This is a genomic window from Bacteroides pyogenes (assembly GCF_014196225.1).
Lineage (GTDB): Bacteria > Bacteroidota > Bacteroidia > Bacteroidales > Bacteroidaceae > Bacteroides > Bacteroides pyogenes_A.
In genome coordinates this window covers 61,662-77,284 of record NZ_JACIDI010000016.1, presented here as the reverse complement: position 1 = coordinate 77,284, position 15,623 = coordinate 61,662, and the positions used below count along the sequence as shown (strand labels likewise).

Sequence of the window (15,623 nt, the reverse complement as noted above, 5' to 3'; positions counted from 1 at the left end):
CTATTAGTCCCGACTCGGAGGCGAATCTGAACGAATCGTGCCCAGTCGGGACTAATTTTTTGTATTTTGCAATACGTACTTTACCGGAGGCTTACCAATTTTCTAATAACTCTCCATGTGTTGTATAATATTCTATATTTTCTGCAACTTCAGTGACTATATTGGAATCGTAATTAGGCACATCTCGCCCTAAAGCAATACTCATCGCCACAATATCTGAATATCCAATTGGGTAAGAGTCATTACTAATTTTGTTACTAAGAGCCGAAACAATAGATTGCACTTTTGAAGTATTCAACTGTTTAGCTAAAGGGATACCTTTACTTAATATTTTGTAAGCAGAGTATATGTTGGCAAAGTTTTCCTCAGTAATTTCATCGTTTGCAATTAGCTCTTCTATGCTATTATATAATTTATCAAAGGAGTAGTAATCAGATTTATTTAATATTTTAAGAACATTTATATTGTCTAATTTATTAGGTAGTAATCCAGTGAAATAATTATCCAATTCCTCTGGGCTTGTTTTTACTTTATATTCAATATACTTTTCTTCTGCGGCTGTAACATAGTCTATGAACATTTCAGAAGGTAATACTTTTTCACGATACTTAATAGATACATCTAAGCCATTTTCTTCTATAAAATTATTTAAATCATCTAAAGCCTTAAAATAATTGGAACCACTAAAATCCTTGAAGTTTTGCAATTCTCTATATATATGATCAACTATCTTTTGATGTATTTCTTTTTCTGCTTTTAATAATATTTTCTTATAAACATCTTCAATCTTTTGTTCTTGAAGTTTTGATTCTATTTTTTTGTTTGATAAATAATTCCAGATTCTGTTGATTGTATTGTTAGTTCTTTTTAAATTGTATAAGCAATTGACTGAATTATCTATTGCTGTATCATCAACATTTCTAATAACTTCATCTAAAACAGTATCAAATTGCTTATTACTTTCTGAATATTCGTTTATATCATAATCTTTATCTGCTGCTATGCAACTTTCAATATATTTCGTTAGCGGTATTTGTCGTGCATGTTCTATATCTATACCATACACGAGAGCAGACATTTGGCGTTGTAACAATATATCATTTTTGATGATTTTACTAATATCAGATAAATAATCGCCTGATAAGATTTGATTTACTGGATCTTTGGTGAGAACGTCTTTCTTTAGAACAAAAACGGGAATATTTAATAGAGTTATGTCTTCATCCCAAACACTTTTGAGTGTAACAATTTCATTAATAAAGGAAATAATCTCTCTTACATTCGCATTTGGATGAAGTAGCCTGTATATTCTGTTGATAGTATCCTTCTCAACATCTTCATAGCTGTCTCCAAATGCTTCCTGAAAGAATAAATTAAATATTTTACGAAAATCGGTAATAACGGGTTGAGCAACTCTGTAAACAATAGGAAAAGTTTTATTTATGAAATAACTTGTAAGTTGTTTTATTTTTGCATCCTCTCCATCACCAAATGCGCAAGCTAAATGTTTTTCATCAAAAGGTATTATAGTCCATATATTGGGGAAACCATCTTCCGAGAAAAATGTGTGAATAGAAGACCATAACTCTTTAACTTTATCAGCAGGTAGTCTGTCCATGTTGTCAAAAATAACAACTATTTTTTCTTATCATTTGCTTCTATAAAATTAGAAATATCTTGCATCCATGTTTTAAATTCTGTAACAGTAGGTTCGTCCTCACTTAATGTTTCATAGCAAATATCATTCTCAATCTTATCTTTATAAATCGCCAATAAATAGCTAAGATTATATTTGTTCTTATCTTTTCGATAAGCATTAAACCATATAGCTAATGCTACAATAACCGGTAAGGCTGAAATTAATATAGACAATAGAACAGACCACCAAGTAATTTCTGCTGGTTTAATAGCATAGGCTATAAAGGTAAATATTGGCGTCAGAATAGCAACGAGAAAAGCAGCAGCCATTCCGTTGCTAATTCGTGGATATTTTTCTGTGATTGTTTCTGTTTTTCTCGCCAATAAATATTTAAGTTTTTCATTCCAAGAAACTCGTTTAGTACCTCCACCTTTAATTTTAACTATTGTATCTCCGGAAAGTATTTCATCTGTTATTAATTGAGATGTTAATAGTTCAAGGAAAGAACGTCTTTGCAAATCTTCCTGGTGTCCCCAAGCATCATATTCGAAAAAATAATATTTTCCTTCTAATTCTTTTTCTAATAATCGAATAACATTTGATTTACCTGAACCCCATATTCCTTCCAGACCTACAATTCGAGGTAAACAAATTTTGCTATCTTTAGAATCCGTATCTTTAAAATGTTTAGCGATAGCTTTTGCTAATCGCTCTTGTGATTTCCCTTCGTATTTATCATTTCCACATGGTCTGTTAGAAATAAAACGAGGATATTCTTCTTGTCCCATCATATTCTATATTCAAAGGTTAATTTACAAAATTAAGAAAAATATATTATTGGTGAAATAATATAGCCATAACTGTATGTTTCTGTTCTTACATATAGTTCAAAAGATTTAAATTCCAAAAATAATGGAAGTGTGTTGAAACTCCCTTTGTATCGAAATCACCCCCGCTACGACTATCTGTGGCGAGGGTGATTTTCTATTTATGAGGGTTTCGACGCACCCCGTTATTTCATCCGATTGATTATATTCGAATTATGCTATCATTCTTTGAAAGTAATTATAAAACCAGTGATATTCAATTAATAATTTCCAATATAAGTCAATCCTTAAATTTTTTCTTTCAGAAATGTCAATATCAATATCGTCAATGATGTTAGTTCTCATATTCTTATCAGTCAATGCCTTATTTACCTGACTTAAACTAATATCATTTATAACAATCTTTGCCCATATCTTCCTCATGAAAATTAAGGTCGAATGCATTAAATTTAGAGAATTGATAGTTGAATTGTATTTTTTGAAATACGTTAATGTACCATCAATTTCATATCGTACAATTTCTGCAGTTCTGGGAATAAAAAATAGTGGAACGATTTTATCATTTCCCCTAAAATTATTGCAGCATTTATGTAATACATATTTTTCTCCACCTTCAAAAACCTTTCCTTGGCAAGAAGCAACTAAATTTTCATATGCAATGCAATGGGGATAGGGTGGAGTATGTAGTTTGGAAGATGTGGAAATCATTTTATCAGGGCAATAATATATTTGTTTCCTTTTTAATCCTCCAAACTTACTATAATATTTTATCTCTTCCTTAAGTTTTTTATCTTTTAGATGATGTGGCATTACATGTTCTAAAGTCACTTCATTAAAAGGTATTTTTCTCATACAATAACAACAAAATCCTTGTTGTTATTTGAGCAATAAATACTTAAACACTTTATATCTTTTAAGTTCGTCGTAGTTTAAGTTGACATACCTTTGAATATCGTTATCCCATTGATTTCTAATGAAAGTCTTGATAATTCGATGTCCCTTCTTTTTATATTTGAATTTACTGATAATTTGCATGTTCTTTGTTAGTATTTGTCCTCTGCCAGTTGAATATTTATTTTAGAGATAATATCCATGTATTGTTCCTCCGAAACCATAGATTTAAGTTCTTCTTTCCTTTTTTCTACTAATTCCGACTTACCTCTTCTTGAAAGTCTTAAGATAGCTTCTATTTCTTCTTTAACCTCATTATCAGCATAAGGAGTTCCCATAAAATCATAAACAGCAGCAGAATAATCCACGCCATATAAATTAGGTAATGCATTTGGTGTATTTTCGTCTGCATGCATTTTATAAATCATATTTCCTGTATCCTTAACTTTAAGATTAGATAGCACCATTGGAGAATGTGTAGATACAATAAATTGAATACTTGGAAATGTCTTTTTCAGACGAGCTAACACTTCTTGTTCCAAAGAAGGGTGTAAGTGCAAGTCTATTTCATCAATTATAGCAATGCCTTTCGGGTCTTCTTTGTTTGTTTTTCGTAAAATATATAATCTATAAGCTAAGTCAAAAGCGATAGAATATAATCTTTTATATCCGGCAGGTAGATTGTCAAAGATAACGTCCCGTTCATCTTTTAATCGCAGATATAATGATAATGTCTTGTCATCTACAACCGGAAAGAAATCTTTTATTTCAAAATCATCCTTTTCTTTTAATGTAGAATTGATAGGTTCAGAAAAAGTACGCAGCTTATTTTTTATATATTCTACTTCTTTGGAATTTAACGGGTCAGTATTATTAAGAGAAATTTGTTTAAGCATGGAATTAATAAATCTATTTTGCCAAATAGATGTACATGATACTTCTGAATTCCATTTATAATAAGCAAAATTCCTGATAATATATCCTTGTTCCTTTATAACTTTTTTTGCAAAATCACTGGTTCTCGTATCTATATGTGGAAATGAATCAGAATAGAAAACAAACAATGGAAGTTGATCACTATTATGGTATTCTGCCATAAGTGTACGGTACGCTTGTTGATACTTAGAAACGAATAATGAAGCACCTGATGTAGAACGTTTATAATATTCCCAATTCAAAGGTATATCATTAAATTCAGCTTCCATGTTTATTGTTAAATCAACAGCTGGTAAGTCTGCATTTTGAGCTCGATAAAAGTCGGTAGCTAATGTTGAAATGACTTTTAAATCAGGGTTACCTGATATAAGTAAGTCATCTCCCATTGTGCTATCATTGGAAAAAAAGACACTTAATCCATAACGAATAGCATTTAATAAAGAAGTTTTCCCAGCACCATTTTTACCAATAAAAACAGTTATTCCAGGAGTCAAATCAACTTCGTAGTTTTTAAAACAACGGAAATTTTCAATTGTTATTTTTTTTAAGTATCATATTATTGTCTTTTTCTGTCTATGAATATAATATTCACAAAGTTAGTGATTTTCCAATATAAAACTTCAAAATCTGATTATAGTTTGCAAATATGAATTCTAAAATTCCTTTTTCCTAAATATAGTAGCAGGATGTTACTAAAAATGTATAAGTGATTGGTAATGAGTGGAGATTACCAACTCATAGTAGTAATAGGTTACGAATTAGCGAGTTGTCTATTGTTTTATTCTTCTGCGCGTTGCGTAACCATCAAAGAACTCTTCATTTGTAAAAATAGCATTTTTATCGAAGATACGAAAATAAATCCTTTGTTTTTATTCTTTCTCTCACCGGATAATTTTACCGTAAAAGCGGTCTGATCCGTCGGAACACCATCGCCCTGCTGGAGCAGTACGACCGTGTTCCGACTACCGCATAAGCGAAGAAAAGGACTTCATGTCACGCCTAAACCTTGTTTAGACTGATGGCATGAGGTCCATTTCTTTTGTGCTCATGCCAGGAGGTACTTTTACGGGGATTTCAGTGGGCTTCCTTTTTTAGCCGTTCCATTTTTCTGAAAGCGGGAACCGTGTATGACCGCCCGTCCCAGGAGTGGGCCAAGCCGTCCCCCACGGAAGGCAAACCGGGAAGAATGCCCATATCTTCCCGCCTGAAGGTATTCAACCGCTCAGATATGGACATACATCCCTTGTGCGGTTTGCCATTCCACGTTTTCGGACAAGTCCCTTTTTCTTCTTATACAGATTTCAGGAGATTTTTTCTCAAATCTGCCTCCATCTCTGTTTACCTCCATTTTTACGTCTTTCAGTGAGCCGCATCAGTCAGTCATTTCCGTTCTGGGCGCAAAGGTAATTCCGGGATTGGACGGAAATGCAAGGTCAAGCCTCCTGTTTTCAGCAAAATCTCCAGCCCTTCGGTAGTATTTTTCCCGAAAAACCTTGCATTTCCTAATCCCTACCTTTTGGGGCACCCGAAACGAAAACGACCGATGCGACAGAAAGACGCATTAAAAAAAATGTCGGATAAACAAGAGGCAGATAAATAGATTGAAACTCAACTCCCTCAGCTCTTGAATCCGCATTAAAAATTAAAAACATCGAAAATATGGGAACAATGGAATTGAACTTCAGACAGATGGCGCGATTGGCACGGCTTTCGGTCTGCTTTGCACCTTCGGCTGAATTGGCGCACTCTTTTTCGCACCTGCCTTTTTCGCCGTTTTGTCCGATGCCTTTTTCTTTTTGCCCGTAACAGCCTGCTTCCGTTCCGCTTCGGTAAATCCCCAAAGGTCGAACAGGGCAAGCTGCACACCAGCCGAAATATCCGCTTGGTGCGGTTCTATTTCCGGCTTTTCTTCCACAGGCTGCACCTTCTCTGTATCTTTGGAACTCTCTGTTATGGCAGGCATTACAGTTGCGGCTGTTGGAGCGGGTGACACTTCCTCTGCCGTACTTTTACTCAGTACCGGATGCAGGCTGTATTTCTCATACAGTCCCTTATCCAATTGTTGCAGTTCTATTTTCAGATGCTCCCGAAGGTCCTCCGCCAGTTGGGTGGTATCACCCCGGTGTATATACTTGTAGGCAGGCTTCCCGTAAGGGGCGGTACCTTTAATTATATCCGTGTTGGAAGGCAGGCTTATGCTGTTGGCGTATGCGTTTACCGAAGTGCCGATAGGTGTCTTTTCGGTCTGCACGAACAATTTTTCATTATAGTACAGTTCTCCATTCTTGTTGCTGTTCTTTTGCAGGAGAATCAGGTCGCTGCCCACTTCCGTGTTCGCGTTCTCCGTGAACAGGTTGTTAGGCAGGCGGGCTACACCCACCAGGTTGGCATGACGCATCATATACTCGCGTATGGGCGCGTTGGACGGGGCATCCAACACGCCCTGCGAGGTGATGAATGCCACGATGCCGCCCTCACGCACCGTATCAAGGCTTTTCAGGAAGAAGTAGTTGTGTACCGTCTTCGCCGCCGAACGCCTTGCGGTGTCCTTACTGCCCGAAAATTCAGGGTCGAACACAGCCACGTCACCGAACGGGATGTTGGAGATTGCCAGGTCAAAATAGTTGTTGAAGGGCTTCTCTATCTTCTCGAAACCCTGTATCCTCACCTTATGGTCGGGGTGCAGGTGTTTCAGGATCTTGCCCGTGAGCAAATCCTTCTCGAACGCCATCACGTCGGCATCCGGGCGGTTGTCCAGCACCGCATCCACAAAGGCACCCACGCCTGCCGACGGCTCCAGCACCCGGTCAGGGCGTATGCCGTGTTCGTGCAGCACGTCCGTGATGGTACCGGTTATCTCCGCAGGGGTGTAGAAAGCGGTGAGGACGGAGCCTTTCAGACTGTCCATATACCGCTTGTATTCGTTATCGTCATTGCTGTTCTCCCGGATGAGCCTGTGCAGTTCCACCGTCGGGGCAAAAAGTTCGAGGTCCGATTTTGCCCAATGGACGGCGTCCGTCAGTTCCTTTGCGGGATTGAGTATGAATTTCAGTCCCCCGAAACCGCAGAACCTTTCCAGAAGCAGGCGCTCGCGTGCCGTGGGCGTGCGCAGCTCCCTGTCAAGGATGAATGCCGTCCGTAAAGCCTCGATGTTGTCCCGTAGCTTCTGCTTGCGGTTAAACGCCATACGCCTCGATATAAAGGACCACGGCTCCGGTCAGTTCGGTATAAAGCAGGTCGTATTCGGGAGAGAGGGCGAAATGGTCGTCCGAAAGGTCATAGACGGAAAAGACATTGCCGACAAGCGGCAGCAGCCTTGCCACGAACGCCCCGCGTTCCGCTTCCGGCACCTCACCGGCGAATTCGTTCTCCACGACTTCATGCAGGATGTTGTACCGGGAATAGTGTAGCCCCTGCAACAGCTCCGCCATCGCCAGCTCCTGCGCGCCGTCGGCGGGACAGCCTTCCAGCCTGGCACGCTCGTAGGTTTCTGCGGCACTGTCAGCACGTTCCTTTATGAATGCCGCGTCGTTTGCCTGTTCAAACTTATTCTCCTTGAGGTAATTCAGCAGGTACAGCCCGTAATAGGACAGTTCGGTCTGCTCTTTCTTGTTCTTCTTGTTCATATATTCTTGGATTTAGTGGATGAATAAAAATAGGATGGGTAATAGGAAGTAAAAAGCACTCCGGGTATCCCTCCCGAAGTGCCACCACTAAATCCATTGTAAAAACAGTATTCTTGAACAAGAAAACAGAATGACAATGAACCAGTGGCGAAGGTACTGATTATTTCCCTCTTTTTACATGGTTGCCGCGACTTTTATTCGCAGTACTGCCCTTTTTCGTTTCGGGGAACACGAACGTGGTGTTGTAGTCCACGTCAAAGGCGACAACCGCATCAAAGCTCTTGCCCTGCTTACTCTTGGAGCCTTTCAGGACTTTCGTCTTTCCGGTGGTCAGCAGTTCCCTGATTTCATCATCGGACAGATTGCGACTTGCCTTCAGACGGAACACGGGCAGGCCGCACTCCGCGTTGTCGCAACGCACCACCTTCCCATAGAACTGCATCCTGCCCGTGCCGCACTTGGGGCAGGCATAGCCGGAGTCCTTATGCCCGAACAGCTTGTCGCATGACAGCAGTTCCGAGGTGATTTCGGTGGTGTAACCCTCAATCTCATGCCGGAACACTTCGGCGGACACCTCCCCACGCTCGATACGGGCAAGCTCCTTTTCCCATTCCCCCGTCATGCCGACGTCTGCGATACGCATCGTCTTGACAACGGAATAGAGTGCCAGCCCTTTCTCCGTGGGCACGAGCGATTTTTTGCAGCGGGTCATGTACTCACGGGCAAAGAGCGTCTCGATGATGGAGGCGCGGGTGGCGGGGGTGCCGATACCGCAGTCCTTCAATGCCTGGCGCAGTTCCTCGTCCTCGATGTTCTTGCCTGCGGTCTCCATTGCCGCGAGCAGGGTGGCTTCAGTATGCAGGGGCTTCGGCTTGGTCCTGCCTTCCGTGATGGAGGAAGCCTTGACCGCCAATGTATCGCCCTCTTTCCAGTCGGGCAGTACTGTTTCCGGTTCCTGCTCCTCTTTTTCTGTCTTTTCGGCAGCCTTGCATACGGCACGCCATCCGGCTTGCCTGATGATACAACCTTTTGCCGTGAACTCCACGCCGCAGCACTCGGCCGTAACCGTGATCACATCCTTGACGCATTTCTCCGAAAATGCCTCGATCATGCGCCCGGCTATCATGTGGTAGATTGTCGCGTCGTCTTTGGCAAGGAACAGCGGTTTTTCGCCCGTGACAAGCAGGGCGTGGTGGTCGGTCACCTTGCCGTCGTCCACGCTCCGACGGGTAGGCTTCGTGCCACCGGAAGCCTTGCCCGCCCATTCGGGCAGGGAGCCGGCGAAGGCGAGCAGCTTCGGTATTTCCACGAACACGTCTTCGGGAATATAGCGGCTGCCGGTACGGGGATAGGTCACGAGTTTCTTCTCGTAGAGCTTTTGCACTATGTCGAGCGTCTGCTCCGCAGTGAACCCGTGCCTGGTGTTGGCATCCTTCTGGATGGAGGTAAGGTCATACAGAAGCGGAGTGTCCTCTGTCTTTTCCTTGCGCTCGACTTTTACAATACAGGCAGAACCGGCTGCCTTTACCTTATTATATAGTTCCGTTGCCACGCCTTTCTCTTTCCACTTCTCCACGGAGGAGAACTTGACGGTTTCACCGGCACCGCATCCGTCCGTGGCAAGATGCAGTCCGAAAAAGGTTTCGGGGGTGAAACGGCTGTTCTCGTAATAGCGTTCGCACACCATTGCCAGCGTGGGTGTCTGCACACGTCCTACGGAATAGGTGCCACGCCCGGCGGCGATGCTCAGCGCGGATGTCCCATTGATACCGACGAGCCAGTCACATTCACTCCGGGCTTTGGCAGCCAGATAGAGGTTGTCATATTCCCGTCCGTCCTTCAGGCTTTTCAGCCCCTCACGGATGGCTTTATCTGTGAGCGAGCTTATCCACAGCCGCACGAAAGGCGTGGTGCAGCCGGTGTAGTGGTAGAGGTAGCGGAAGATCAGCTCCCCTTTGCGGCCCGCATCGGTCGCCACGATAATCTGTTCGCTCTTCTTGAACAGCCCGGCGATGACTTTTATCTGTGCGGCCACGCTGCTGTCCGGCTTGTAGCCTTTCTCCGTCCTGACCTGGCGGGGTATGAGGGTGAAGGTTTCGGGAAGGATGGGCAGGCTGGCACGGACAAAGCCGCGTATGCCGTAGCCGTCGGGCATGGCAAGTTGGACAAGGTGCCCGAACGCCCATGTCACGGCATAGCCGCCTCCCTGGAAATATCCTTCCTCTCTCTTTGTCGCGCCTACGATGCGTGCCAGCTCACGGGCTACCGACGGTTTTTCTGCGATGATTGTTCTCATATTTTCTTACTGTTTAATGATTTTTTTGGATAATTATTTTGGATTTAGTGGCGGTATTCCGGTCAGACCCTCATGCCCTTGCTTTTCTTCTGCGGCTTCTCCTGCTGCTGTCTCTGGGCATCGTCCTTCGGGGGTGTTTGTTCTTTCTGCAACGGGTCTTTCAGGTTTTTGGTAGCCTCGTTGGTCTTTCCCTCGTTATTGACAGCCACCTGTGTGCGGCTTTCGTTCGCCGGGGCGACCTGCTGCGCCGTGTCGGGATTCGTTTCGTAACGCAGTGGACGTCCTCTATCCGAGCTGAACTTGATGTACATGAGGGCATGGAAACCCTGTTTGTCGGTCACGTTTTCCAGCCTGATTGCCTTGCCTGCCACATAGTCGGCTTTCTGCTGTTCGGTGAACTTCACGTCACTCCACTTGCTGATGGAACGGATGCTGCCGTCCTCGTTCACCCATGTGTTACGGCGCGTCTTGCCGTCCTCCTGCTTTTCTCCTTGTGCGGTCTTTTGCTCTTCCTTGTTCTCCTGCGCCTGCTCTTTCTTCACGGAACGGGTGGTTCCCGGAACGAACTCCGGTCCGCGCTTCTCCACGTTGGCTTGCAGGGTGGTAGTGAACTCGCGACCGTCGCTGAACACGATGTGCTTCTCCTTCACGGGCAGTCCGGCACGGAGCATGGCCTGTTCCTGCTGGGTAATCTCCGTTTCCCCGATTTTGCTCTGGACACGGATTTTATTTGCCGCCAGGTCGGTAAGCTCGTTCGTCTTTCGGTCTATGCTGACGATGGAGGGGATGATTTCCCCCGTCTCTTTATCAACCAGGTCCACAACCCTTCCCATGTTGCCCGTTTCACGCAGGTTCTTCTTGTCCTCGGCGCTGAATTTGTGTCCCTTGTACTCGTCCAGCTTCTGTTCCTTGCGGATGAAGTGGGGTACGAGCCCCACGCTGCCGTCCTCATTCCTGCGGAAAGAGAGCCGGGCGTCCAGCTCGAAGGACTCACCGCCGAAGGTGGGTGTCACTTTCACCAGGTCGGACTTGCCGTAATGGAGCATTTTGGTGAGGTCGCCTGACTTGTCAAGCTCTTCACGCTTTACTCCCCATTTCTCTTCCAACTCCTGCCAGTTGATTTTGCCCTCGTCGATGGGTTGGTAGCCTTTCTTACCCTGCGACTGTTCCTGCGCGTTCTCCTGTTTCTCTTCCATGTTCCCTTCCTTTTGTTGCTCCGCATCCGTTTTCTGCTCCTGCGCCGCCTGCCGCTCGTAGTCGGAAGTGTCGAACAGATGGGCGGACAGTACGTCCTTGTTCACGACGGGATTTTTAAGCAGCTCCTTCATCACATCTAGCAGCCCGTCCACCTGGTCTGCCGCGATGCGATAGAAACCGAAGCGGGTGGGTTCCTTGCATTGCTGGAAGAAGTTCTTGAAGAAGTTGTCAAGCATGTCGCCATGCTTGTCGAACAGTAGGAAAGCCTGGGAGTTTTCCACTTTCGCGGGTGTCCTTTTGGGCGAGCCGTCCGCATTCAGTCCGGCTACCACGCTGATTTCGCCTGTCTTCTCGTCGCGGACGATCAGCACATCCTTTTCGTCTTTTTTCTTTGCCATTCGAATAATGTTTAATGGGTTATTTATTTAAGAAATTATGGATACGAGCCTTGTAGAACTCGACATCTTCTTTTTGGAAATCCTTTACGTGTTCGGAAAGGAAATTCAGCACGTCCGCCTCGCTGTAATAGGTTTTCTTCCCCAATACCTTGAAGGAGAGCGCACCTTTACTGCGGTAGCGTTGCAGGGAACGCTTGCTGATCTGGAGCAGCATACACAAGTCCTGGTTGTCGAAAAGCCTCATGCTCTCGGAAAGAGAAGTCTCCTTTTCCTTCGCCTTCATGGAGAGCAGCAGCTCGTCCTGGCGGTCAAGCCGCTCGAGGACTTTTTGCATCCAGCTCTCAAAATTCTGTCTGGTAAGCAGTTCCATGACCTATTTCCTCCTTCTGTTTTCCTCCGTTACCGTATGCTCCGTGATGAAGCGGTCTATCTCCGAGAGGCGGTACATGCATTTTCCACCGAGCGTGGTGTACCGGATGCGGTGCCCGTCGCGCATCCGTCGAAGGGTACGCCTGCTGATGTCCAGTATCCGGGCGGCTTCGGCTGAATTGACCTGCCTGTCCGGAAGACCGTTTTTCTTTTCCTTACTTTTGCAGATATAGCTTGCTATCTCCGCTATCTGTTCCGTCAATGCCATGTATGCGGAACTTTCCATTGTTATCACTTCCATACGCAGTACTTTTCTTTTGTTTCTGCGGCAAAGTTCGGCAATAGGCAAAGGGGGCTTTAACAACTCACTACGTGACTCACGTAAGATTCTTTTTGAATTTGTCTCCGCTATCCGGACAATCGGCGCAACAAACTGCCAGTCAGCGGACAAATGCACATAAATGCCATGTGGTATATTATTTTTGCCCCAACTCCGGGAGGTCTGACAAGAACGTCGCTACCGGAGCTGAATTGTGTAATAATCAAATATTCAAATGAAATATGGAAATTATAAGTATTGAGAAGAAGACTTTTGAAGAAATGGTTTCAAGATTTGACGAGCTTGTAACCAGGGCCGGGGCATTGTGTCCTAAGAACGATGATAAGAAGATGAGCGGATGGATGGACAGCCAGGATGTCTGCATACTTCTGAATATAAGTCCGCGGACCTTACAGACATTACGGGATAACGGACGGTTGGCTTATTCGCAGATAAACCACAAGACATATTATCTCCCGGAAGATGTTGAACGTGTCCTTGCAGTTGTGGAAAAGAAAAAAGAGTCAATGATAATTAAAGAATAGAATGCCTATGGATAACAGACTGATGACAAGGGAAAGCAAATGGGTTGCCTATTTTATAGACAATACGGAGCAGATTGTTGCGAAAATGGAACAGATGAAAAGGGAATATCGTCCGGTATTGGGAGGTGAACATTTTCTGACGGACAAAGAGGTGGCGGAACGGCTGAAAATCAGCCGGCGTACCTTGCAGGAGTATCGGAATGAAGGACGTATTGCATACATCCAGCTTGGAGGAAAAATTATATATAAGGAAAGTGATATTGAGCGGTTGCTCAAGGCTGGCTATCATGAGGCTTATTATACGGATGACTTTTAAGGATATATAAGGAGGGGCATATACATTGTCTGACGGATGTATATGCCCCTCAAGTGTAATAACTCCGGAAGCTATGCTTGGCAAAGATTCAAGAAAATAGCATTCTTTCCTTATATCCTGTCATATAGAGCAACAGGCAATCGGTATTTTTATTGTCCGGATGCAGAACTCTCATCAAATGTTGTCTAAAATACAGACTTTCCCGGCTGCGTAATCGGAATGCGATGTTTATTACCATTTCAAGGGAATAGACATCCATGCTTGTCCGGTCATCATTACTTATACATCGCATAGTCTCCTGTTCATCCGCCTCATGGGCTTTGTAGATGGAGCGGATAGCTTTACGGATATCCGAACAATACACACCGAACAAATCTGCTATCTCAGGTTGGGTCATCCATACGGAGATGGCGGGCATGAAAACTGTTCCTGTGTCACTTATGGTTATTATTCCTCTGTCCATAATCTTCTATATTTGTCTCTTAGAAAAATTTCTTTCCACATTTCCCATATCACGCAGGATGGAGGTATCCAGTACTTTGGCATAGTGCTGGGTCATACGGATATTGGAGTGCCCCAGAATTTTTGCCACATTCTCCATGCTCACCTCATTCGCCAAAAATACCACGGTAGCCGCAGTATGGCGGGCGACGTGGGTTGTCAGCCGTTTCTGTATTCCGCAAATATCGGCTATTTCCTTCAGGTAAGCATTCATCTTTTGGTTGCTCAGCACAGGCAGGAGTACATTTTTTGCTACGCAATCCGGTTGGTTGGAATACTTGTCTATCAGTTTGCGGGCAGGAGATATAACGGGGATATTACACATCTGCTTTGTTTTTTGGCGGGCTTTCCGAATCCACAGATTACCCTCATTATCCCTTACAAGATGCTCCTTGCTAAGTTGCTGGACATCCGCAAAAGCCATGCCGGTGAAGCAGCAGAAAGCAAAGACATTCCGTACCTGCTCCAACCGTTTGATGTCAAAATCCTTATCCATCAGCCTGTCGAGCTCCTCTTTGGAGAGAAATTCCACGTTAACCTCATCAATCCTGAAATGGATGCCATAGAACGGGTCCTTCTTTATCCATTCGTTAGCCAATGCGATACGTATCACTTTTTTCAGGTTCTTCAGGTGTTTCACGCAGAATTGTTCCGACACCCTATGGAAGTCTTCAGCCAATACTCGAAATCACGGATGAACTGCCCGTCCAGTTCATTCAGAAAGAAGTCATCCTTATGATAGCGGAAACGGATAAACTCTCTCAGCCTGTTTATGGAGGTTTCAAATTTAGTTACGGTTGATTCGGTATATTCCTTGCCGATTAGGGCACGGCACTTTTTATTATGGTCTGCATAGACCTCCAGAAGGGTATATTGCACCTTGTCCCTTCCATAATACCTGTCACGGATAATGTCTGCCGTAACAACCTTATTGTCTATCTCCAGTTCCCGGTGTATCTGCAATACCCTGGCACGGACTGAATTTATGTAGTGGTTAAGTTCCTGCGAGCTGCGGTCTTTTCCTTTGGAACATTCTTTTGACTGGTTCCAGAGTTCCACCGGCACACTGCGCTTGATCACAATCTCCGCCTTCCGCTTGTCAACGGTGATACGCATACAGACGGGAGCCTCCCCGTTTTTCAGCAGCTTCTGCCGCTTGATGTAAAACAACACACTCAGTGTACTACGTCTTTTTTCAATTCCCATACTTCTTGCATTTTTAGTGGTACAAAGTTAAATCGTATTGTTCCAAATCAGACTATGCAAAATGTTGATAATCAGCGAAAACAAAACTAAATCGTTGGACTTTTTTCGGCTCCGAAAAGTCCAACGGGTAAGCCAGTGCCAACTGCGTTATTCCGCGGCTTTTGGGTGTGGTGTTGGAGAAAAAGAAAAGTCCTAAAGTATTGTACTTCAGGACTTTTCTTTATTTTACTTCATAAGAAAGCGGTGCGTACGGGACTCGAACCCGTGACCCCATGCGTGACAGGCATGTATTCTAACCAACTGAACTAACGCACCAAAAAGTTTTGTTCATTTGTAATCTCTCTTGATTGCGGGTGCAAAGATAGTTATTTCTTGTAAATCTGCAAGTGTTTTTTAAGGAAACTTTTTTAGGCTGGAAATGGAGTAAAAGTTTACTGTCTCATTTTGAGTGTTTTTGTTATGAAAAAACTTTTTGGTTTTGATTTGTGATAGGCTGAGGGATTTAAGGCTGTTTTCTTCCGGATCGGAAGATTTATTGGAGTTTATTTCAACTTTTT

The 15,623-nt window shown here is 43.8% G+C and carries 12 protein-coding genes, 1 tRNA gene and 2 pseudogenes; 2 read left to right on the top strand and 13 right to left on the bottom strand.

Going from position 1 to position 15,623, the window contains the following annotated elements; translation table 11 throughout:
• Positions 1–91 precede the first annotated feature (91 nt).
• The 10 genes and pseudogenes from GGR07_RS10795 to GGR07_RS10755 all read right to left on the bottom strand — a co-directional run bounded on the left by GGR07_RS10795 (position 92) and on the right by GGR07_RS10755 (position 12,480).
• Positions 92–1,618: a hypothetical protein gene (locus GGR07_RS10795; protein WP_021646289.1), complete on the bottom strand. Its 1,527-nt coding sequence runs from the start codon at positions 1,616–1,618 to the stop codon at positions 92–94.
• A gap of 17 nt (positions 1,619–1,635) precedes the next feature.
• The gene (locus GGR07_RS13930) at positions 1,636–2,430 is read right to left on the bottom strand and encodes a P-loop NTPase fold protein (RefSeq protein WP_021646288.1); all 795 of its coding nucleotides are present in this window, start codon (positions 2,428–2,430) and stop codon (positions 1,636–1,638) included.
• Between the two features lie 249 nt (positions 2,431–2,679).
• A complete protein-coding gene (locus tag GGR07_RS10790) occupies positions 2,680–3,318 on the bottom strand; it encodes a hypothetical protein (RefSeq protein ID WP_021646287.1) in 639 nt (212 codons plus the stop codon).
• 191 nt (positions 3,319–3,509) lie between these two features.
• Positions 3,510–4,832, bottom strand: coding sequence for an AAA family ATPase (locus GGR07_RS10785; protein ID WP_034543633.1), 1,323 nt, complete (start codon positions 4,830–4,832; stop codon positions 3,510–3,512).
• Between the two features lie 1,181 nt (positions 4,833–6,013).
• A pseudogene (locus GGR07_RS10780) lies at positions 6,014–7,480 on the bottom strand (N-6 DNA methylase); the annotation flags it as partial.
• Positions 7,470–7,919, bottom strand: coding sequence for a DUF1896 family protein (locus GGR07_RS10775; RefSeq protein ID WP_021646280.1), 450 nt, complete (start codon positions 7,917–7,919; stop codon positions 7,470–7,472). The gene GGR07_RS10775 and the pseudogene GGR07_RS10780, both read right to left, overlap by 11 nt.
• 160 nt (positions 7,920–8,079) lie before the next feature.
• Complete coding sequence (locus tag GGR07_RS10770; protein ID WP_021646279.1) at positions 8,080–10,215, bottom strand: type IA DNA topoisomerase; 2,136 nt, start codon at positions 10,213–10,215, stop codon at positions 8,080–8,082.
• A 62-nt stretch (positions 10,216–10,277) separates the two neighbouring features.
• Positions 10,278–11,810, bottom strand: coding sequence for a DUF4099 domain-containing protein (locus GGR07_RS10765; protein ID WP_021646278.1), 1,533 nt, complete (start codon positions 11,808–11,810; stop codon positions 10,278–10,280).
• Between the two features lie 19 nt (positions 11,811–11,829).
• A complete protein-coding gene (locus GGR07_RS10760; protein WP_021646277.1) occupies positions 11,830–12,180 on the bottom strand; it encodes a helix-turn-helix domain-containing protein in 351 nt (116 codons plus the stop codon).
• Between the two features lie 3 nt (positions 12,181–12,183).
• Positions 12,184–12,480, bottom strand: coding sequence for a helix-turn-helix domain-containing protein (locus GGR07_RS10755; RefSeq protein ID WP_034543632.1), 297 nt, complete (start codon positions 12,478–12,480; stop codon positions 12,184–12,186).
• A gap of 260 nt (positions 12,481–12,740) precedes the next feature.
• On the opposite strand from GGR07_RS10755, the gene GGR07_RS10750 reads away from it, so the two are divergent.
• On the top strand, positions 12,741–13,043 hold the full coding sequence (locus tag GGR07_RS10750) for a helix-turn-helix domain-containing protein (protein WP_034543631.1): 303 nt from the start codon (positions 12,741–12,743) through the stop codon (positions 13,041–13,043).
• A 1-nt stretch (position 13,044) separates the two neighbouring features.
• Positions 13,045–13,359 (top strand): helix-turn-helix domain-containing protein, encoded by a 315-nt coding sequence (locus GGR07_RS10745; RefSeq protein ID WP_021646274.1) that lies wholly within the window; start codon positions 13,045–13,047, stop codon positions 13,357–13,359.
• An 88-nt stretch (positions 13,360–13,447) separates the two neighbouring features.
• On the opposite strand, the gene GGR07_RS10740 is transcribed toward GGR07_RS10745, so the two are convergent.
• The 3 genes and pseudogenes from GGR07_RS10740 to GGR07_RS10730 form a co-directional block, all read right to left on the bottom strand.
• Positions 13,448–13,822: a hypothetical protein gene (locus tag GGR07_RS10740; RefSeq protein WP_021646273.1), complete on the bottom strand. Its 375-nt coding sequence runs from the start codon at positions 13,820–13,822 to the stop codon at positions 13,448–13,450.
• A gap of 6 nt (positions 13,823–13,828) precedes the next feature.
• Positions 13,829–15,066, bottom strand: a pseudogene (locus GGR07_RS10735) (site-specific integrase).
• Between the two features lie 241 nt (positions 15,067–15,307).
• Positions 15,308–15,381 (bottom strand) — tRNA-Asp (locus GGR07_RS10730).
• Between the last annotated feature and the right edge of the window lie 242 nt (positions 15,382–15,623).

Bases quoted from the DNA above. Each gene is read 5' to 3' on its own strand.
- GGR07_RS10795 (WP_021646289.1), bottom strand. From the start codon at position 1,618: ATGGACAGACTACCTGCTGATAAAGTTAAAGAGTTATGGTCTTCTATT.
- GGR07_RS13930 (WP_021646288.1), bottom strand. From the start codon at position 2,430: ATGATGGGACAAGAAGAATATCCTCGTTTTATTTCTAACAGACCATGT.
- GGR07_RS10790 (WP_021646287.1), bottom strand. From the start codon at position 3,318: ATGAGAAAAATACCTTTTAATGAAGTGACTTTAGAACATGTAATGCCA.
- GGR07_RS10775 (WP_021646280.1), bottom strand. From the start codon at position 7,919: ATGAACAAGAAGAACAAGAAAGAGCAGACCGAACTGTCCTATTACGGG.
- GGR07_RS10770 (WP_021646279.1), bottom strand. From the start codon at position 10,215: ATGAGAACAATCATCGCAGAAAAACCGTCGGTAGCCCGTGAGCTGGCA.
- GGR07_RS10765 (WP_021646278.1), bottom strand. From the start codon at position 11,810: ATGGCAAAGAAAAAAGACGAAAAGGATGTGCTGATCGTCCGCGACGAG.
- GGR07_RS10760 (WP_021646277.1), bottom strand. From the start codon at position 12,180: ATGGAACTGCTTACCAGACAGAATTTTGAGAGCTGGATGCAAAAAGTC.
- GGR07_RS10755 (WP_034543632.1), bottom strand. From the start codon at position 12,480: ATGGAAGTGATAACAATGGAAAGTTCCGCATACATGGCATTGACGGAA.
- GGR07_RS10750 (WP_034543631.1), top strand. From the start codon at position 12,741: ATGGAAATTATAAGTATTGAGAAGAAGACTTTTGAAGAAATGGTTTCA.
- GGR07_RS10745 (WP_021646274.1), top strand. From the start codon at position 13,045: ATGCCTATGGATAACAGACTGATGACAAGGGAAAGCAAATGGGTTGCC.
- GGR07_RS10740 (WP_021646273.1), bottom strand. From the start codon at position 13,822: ATGGACAGAGGAATAATAACCATAAGTGACACAGGAACAGTTTTCATG.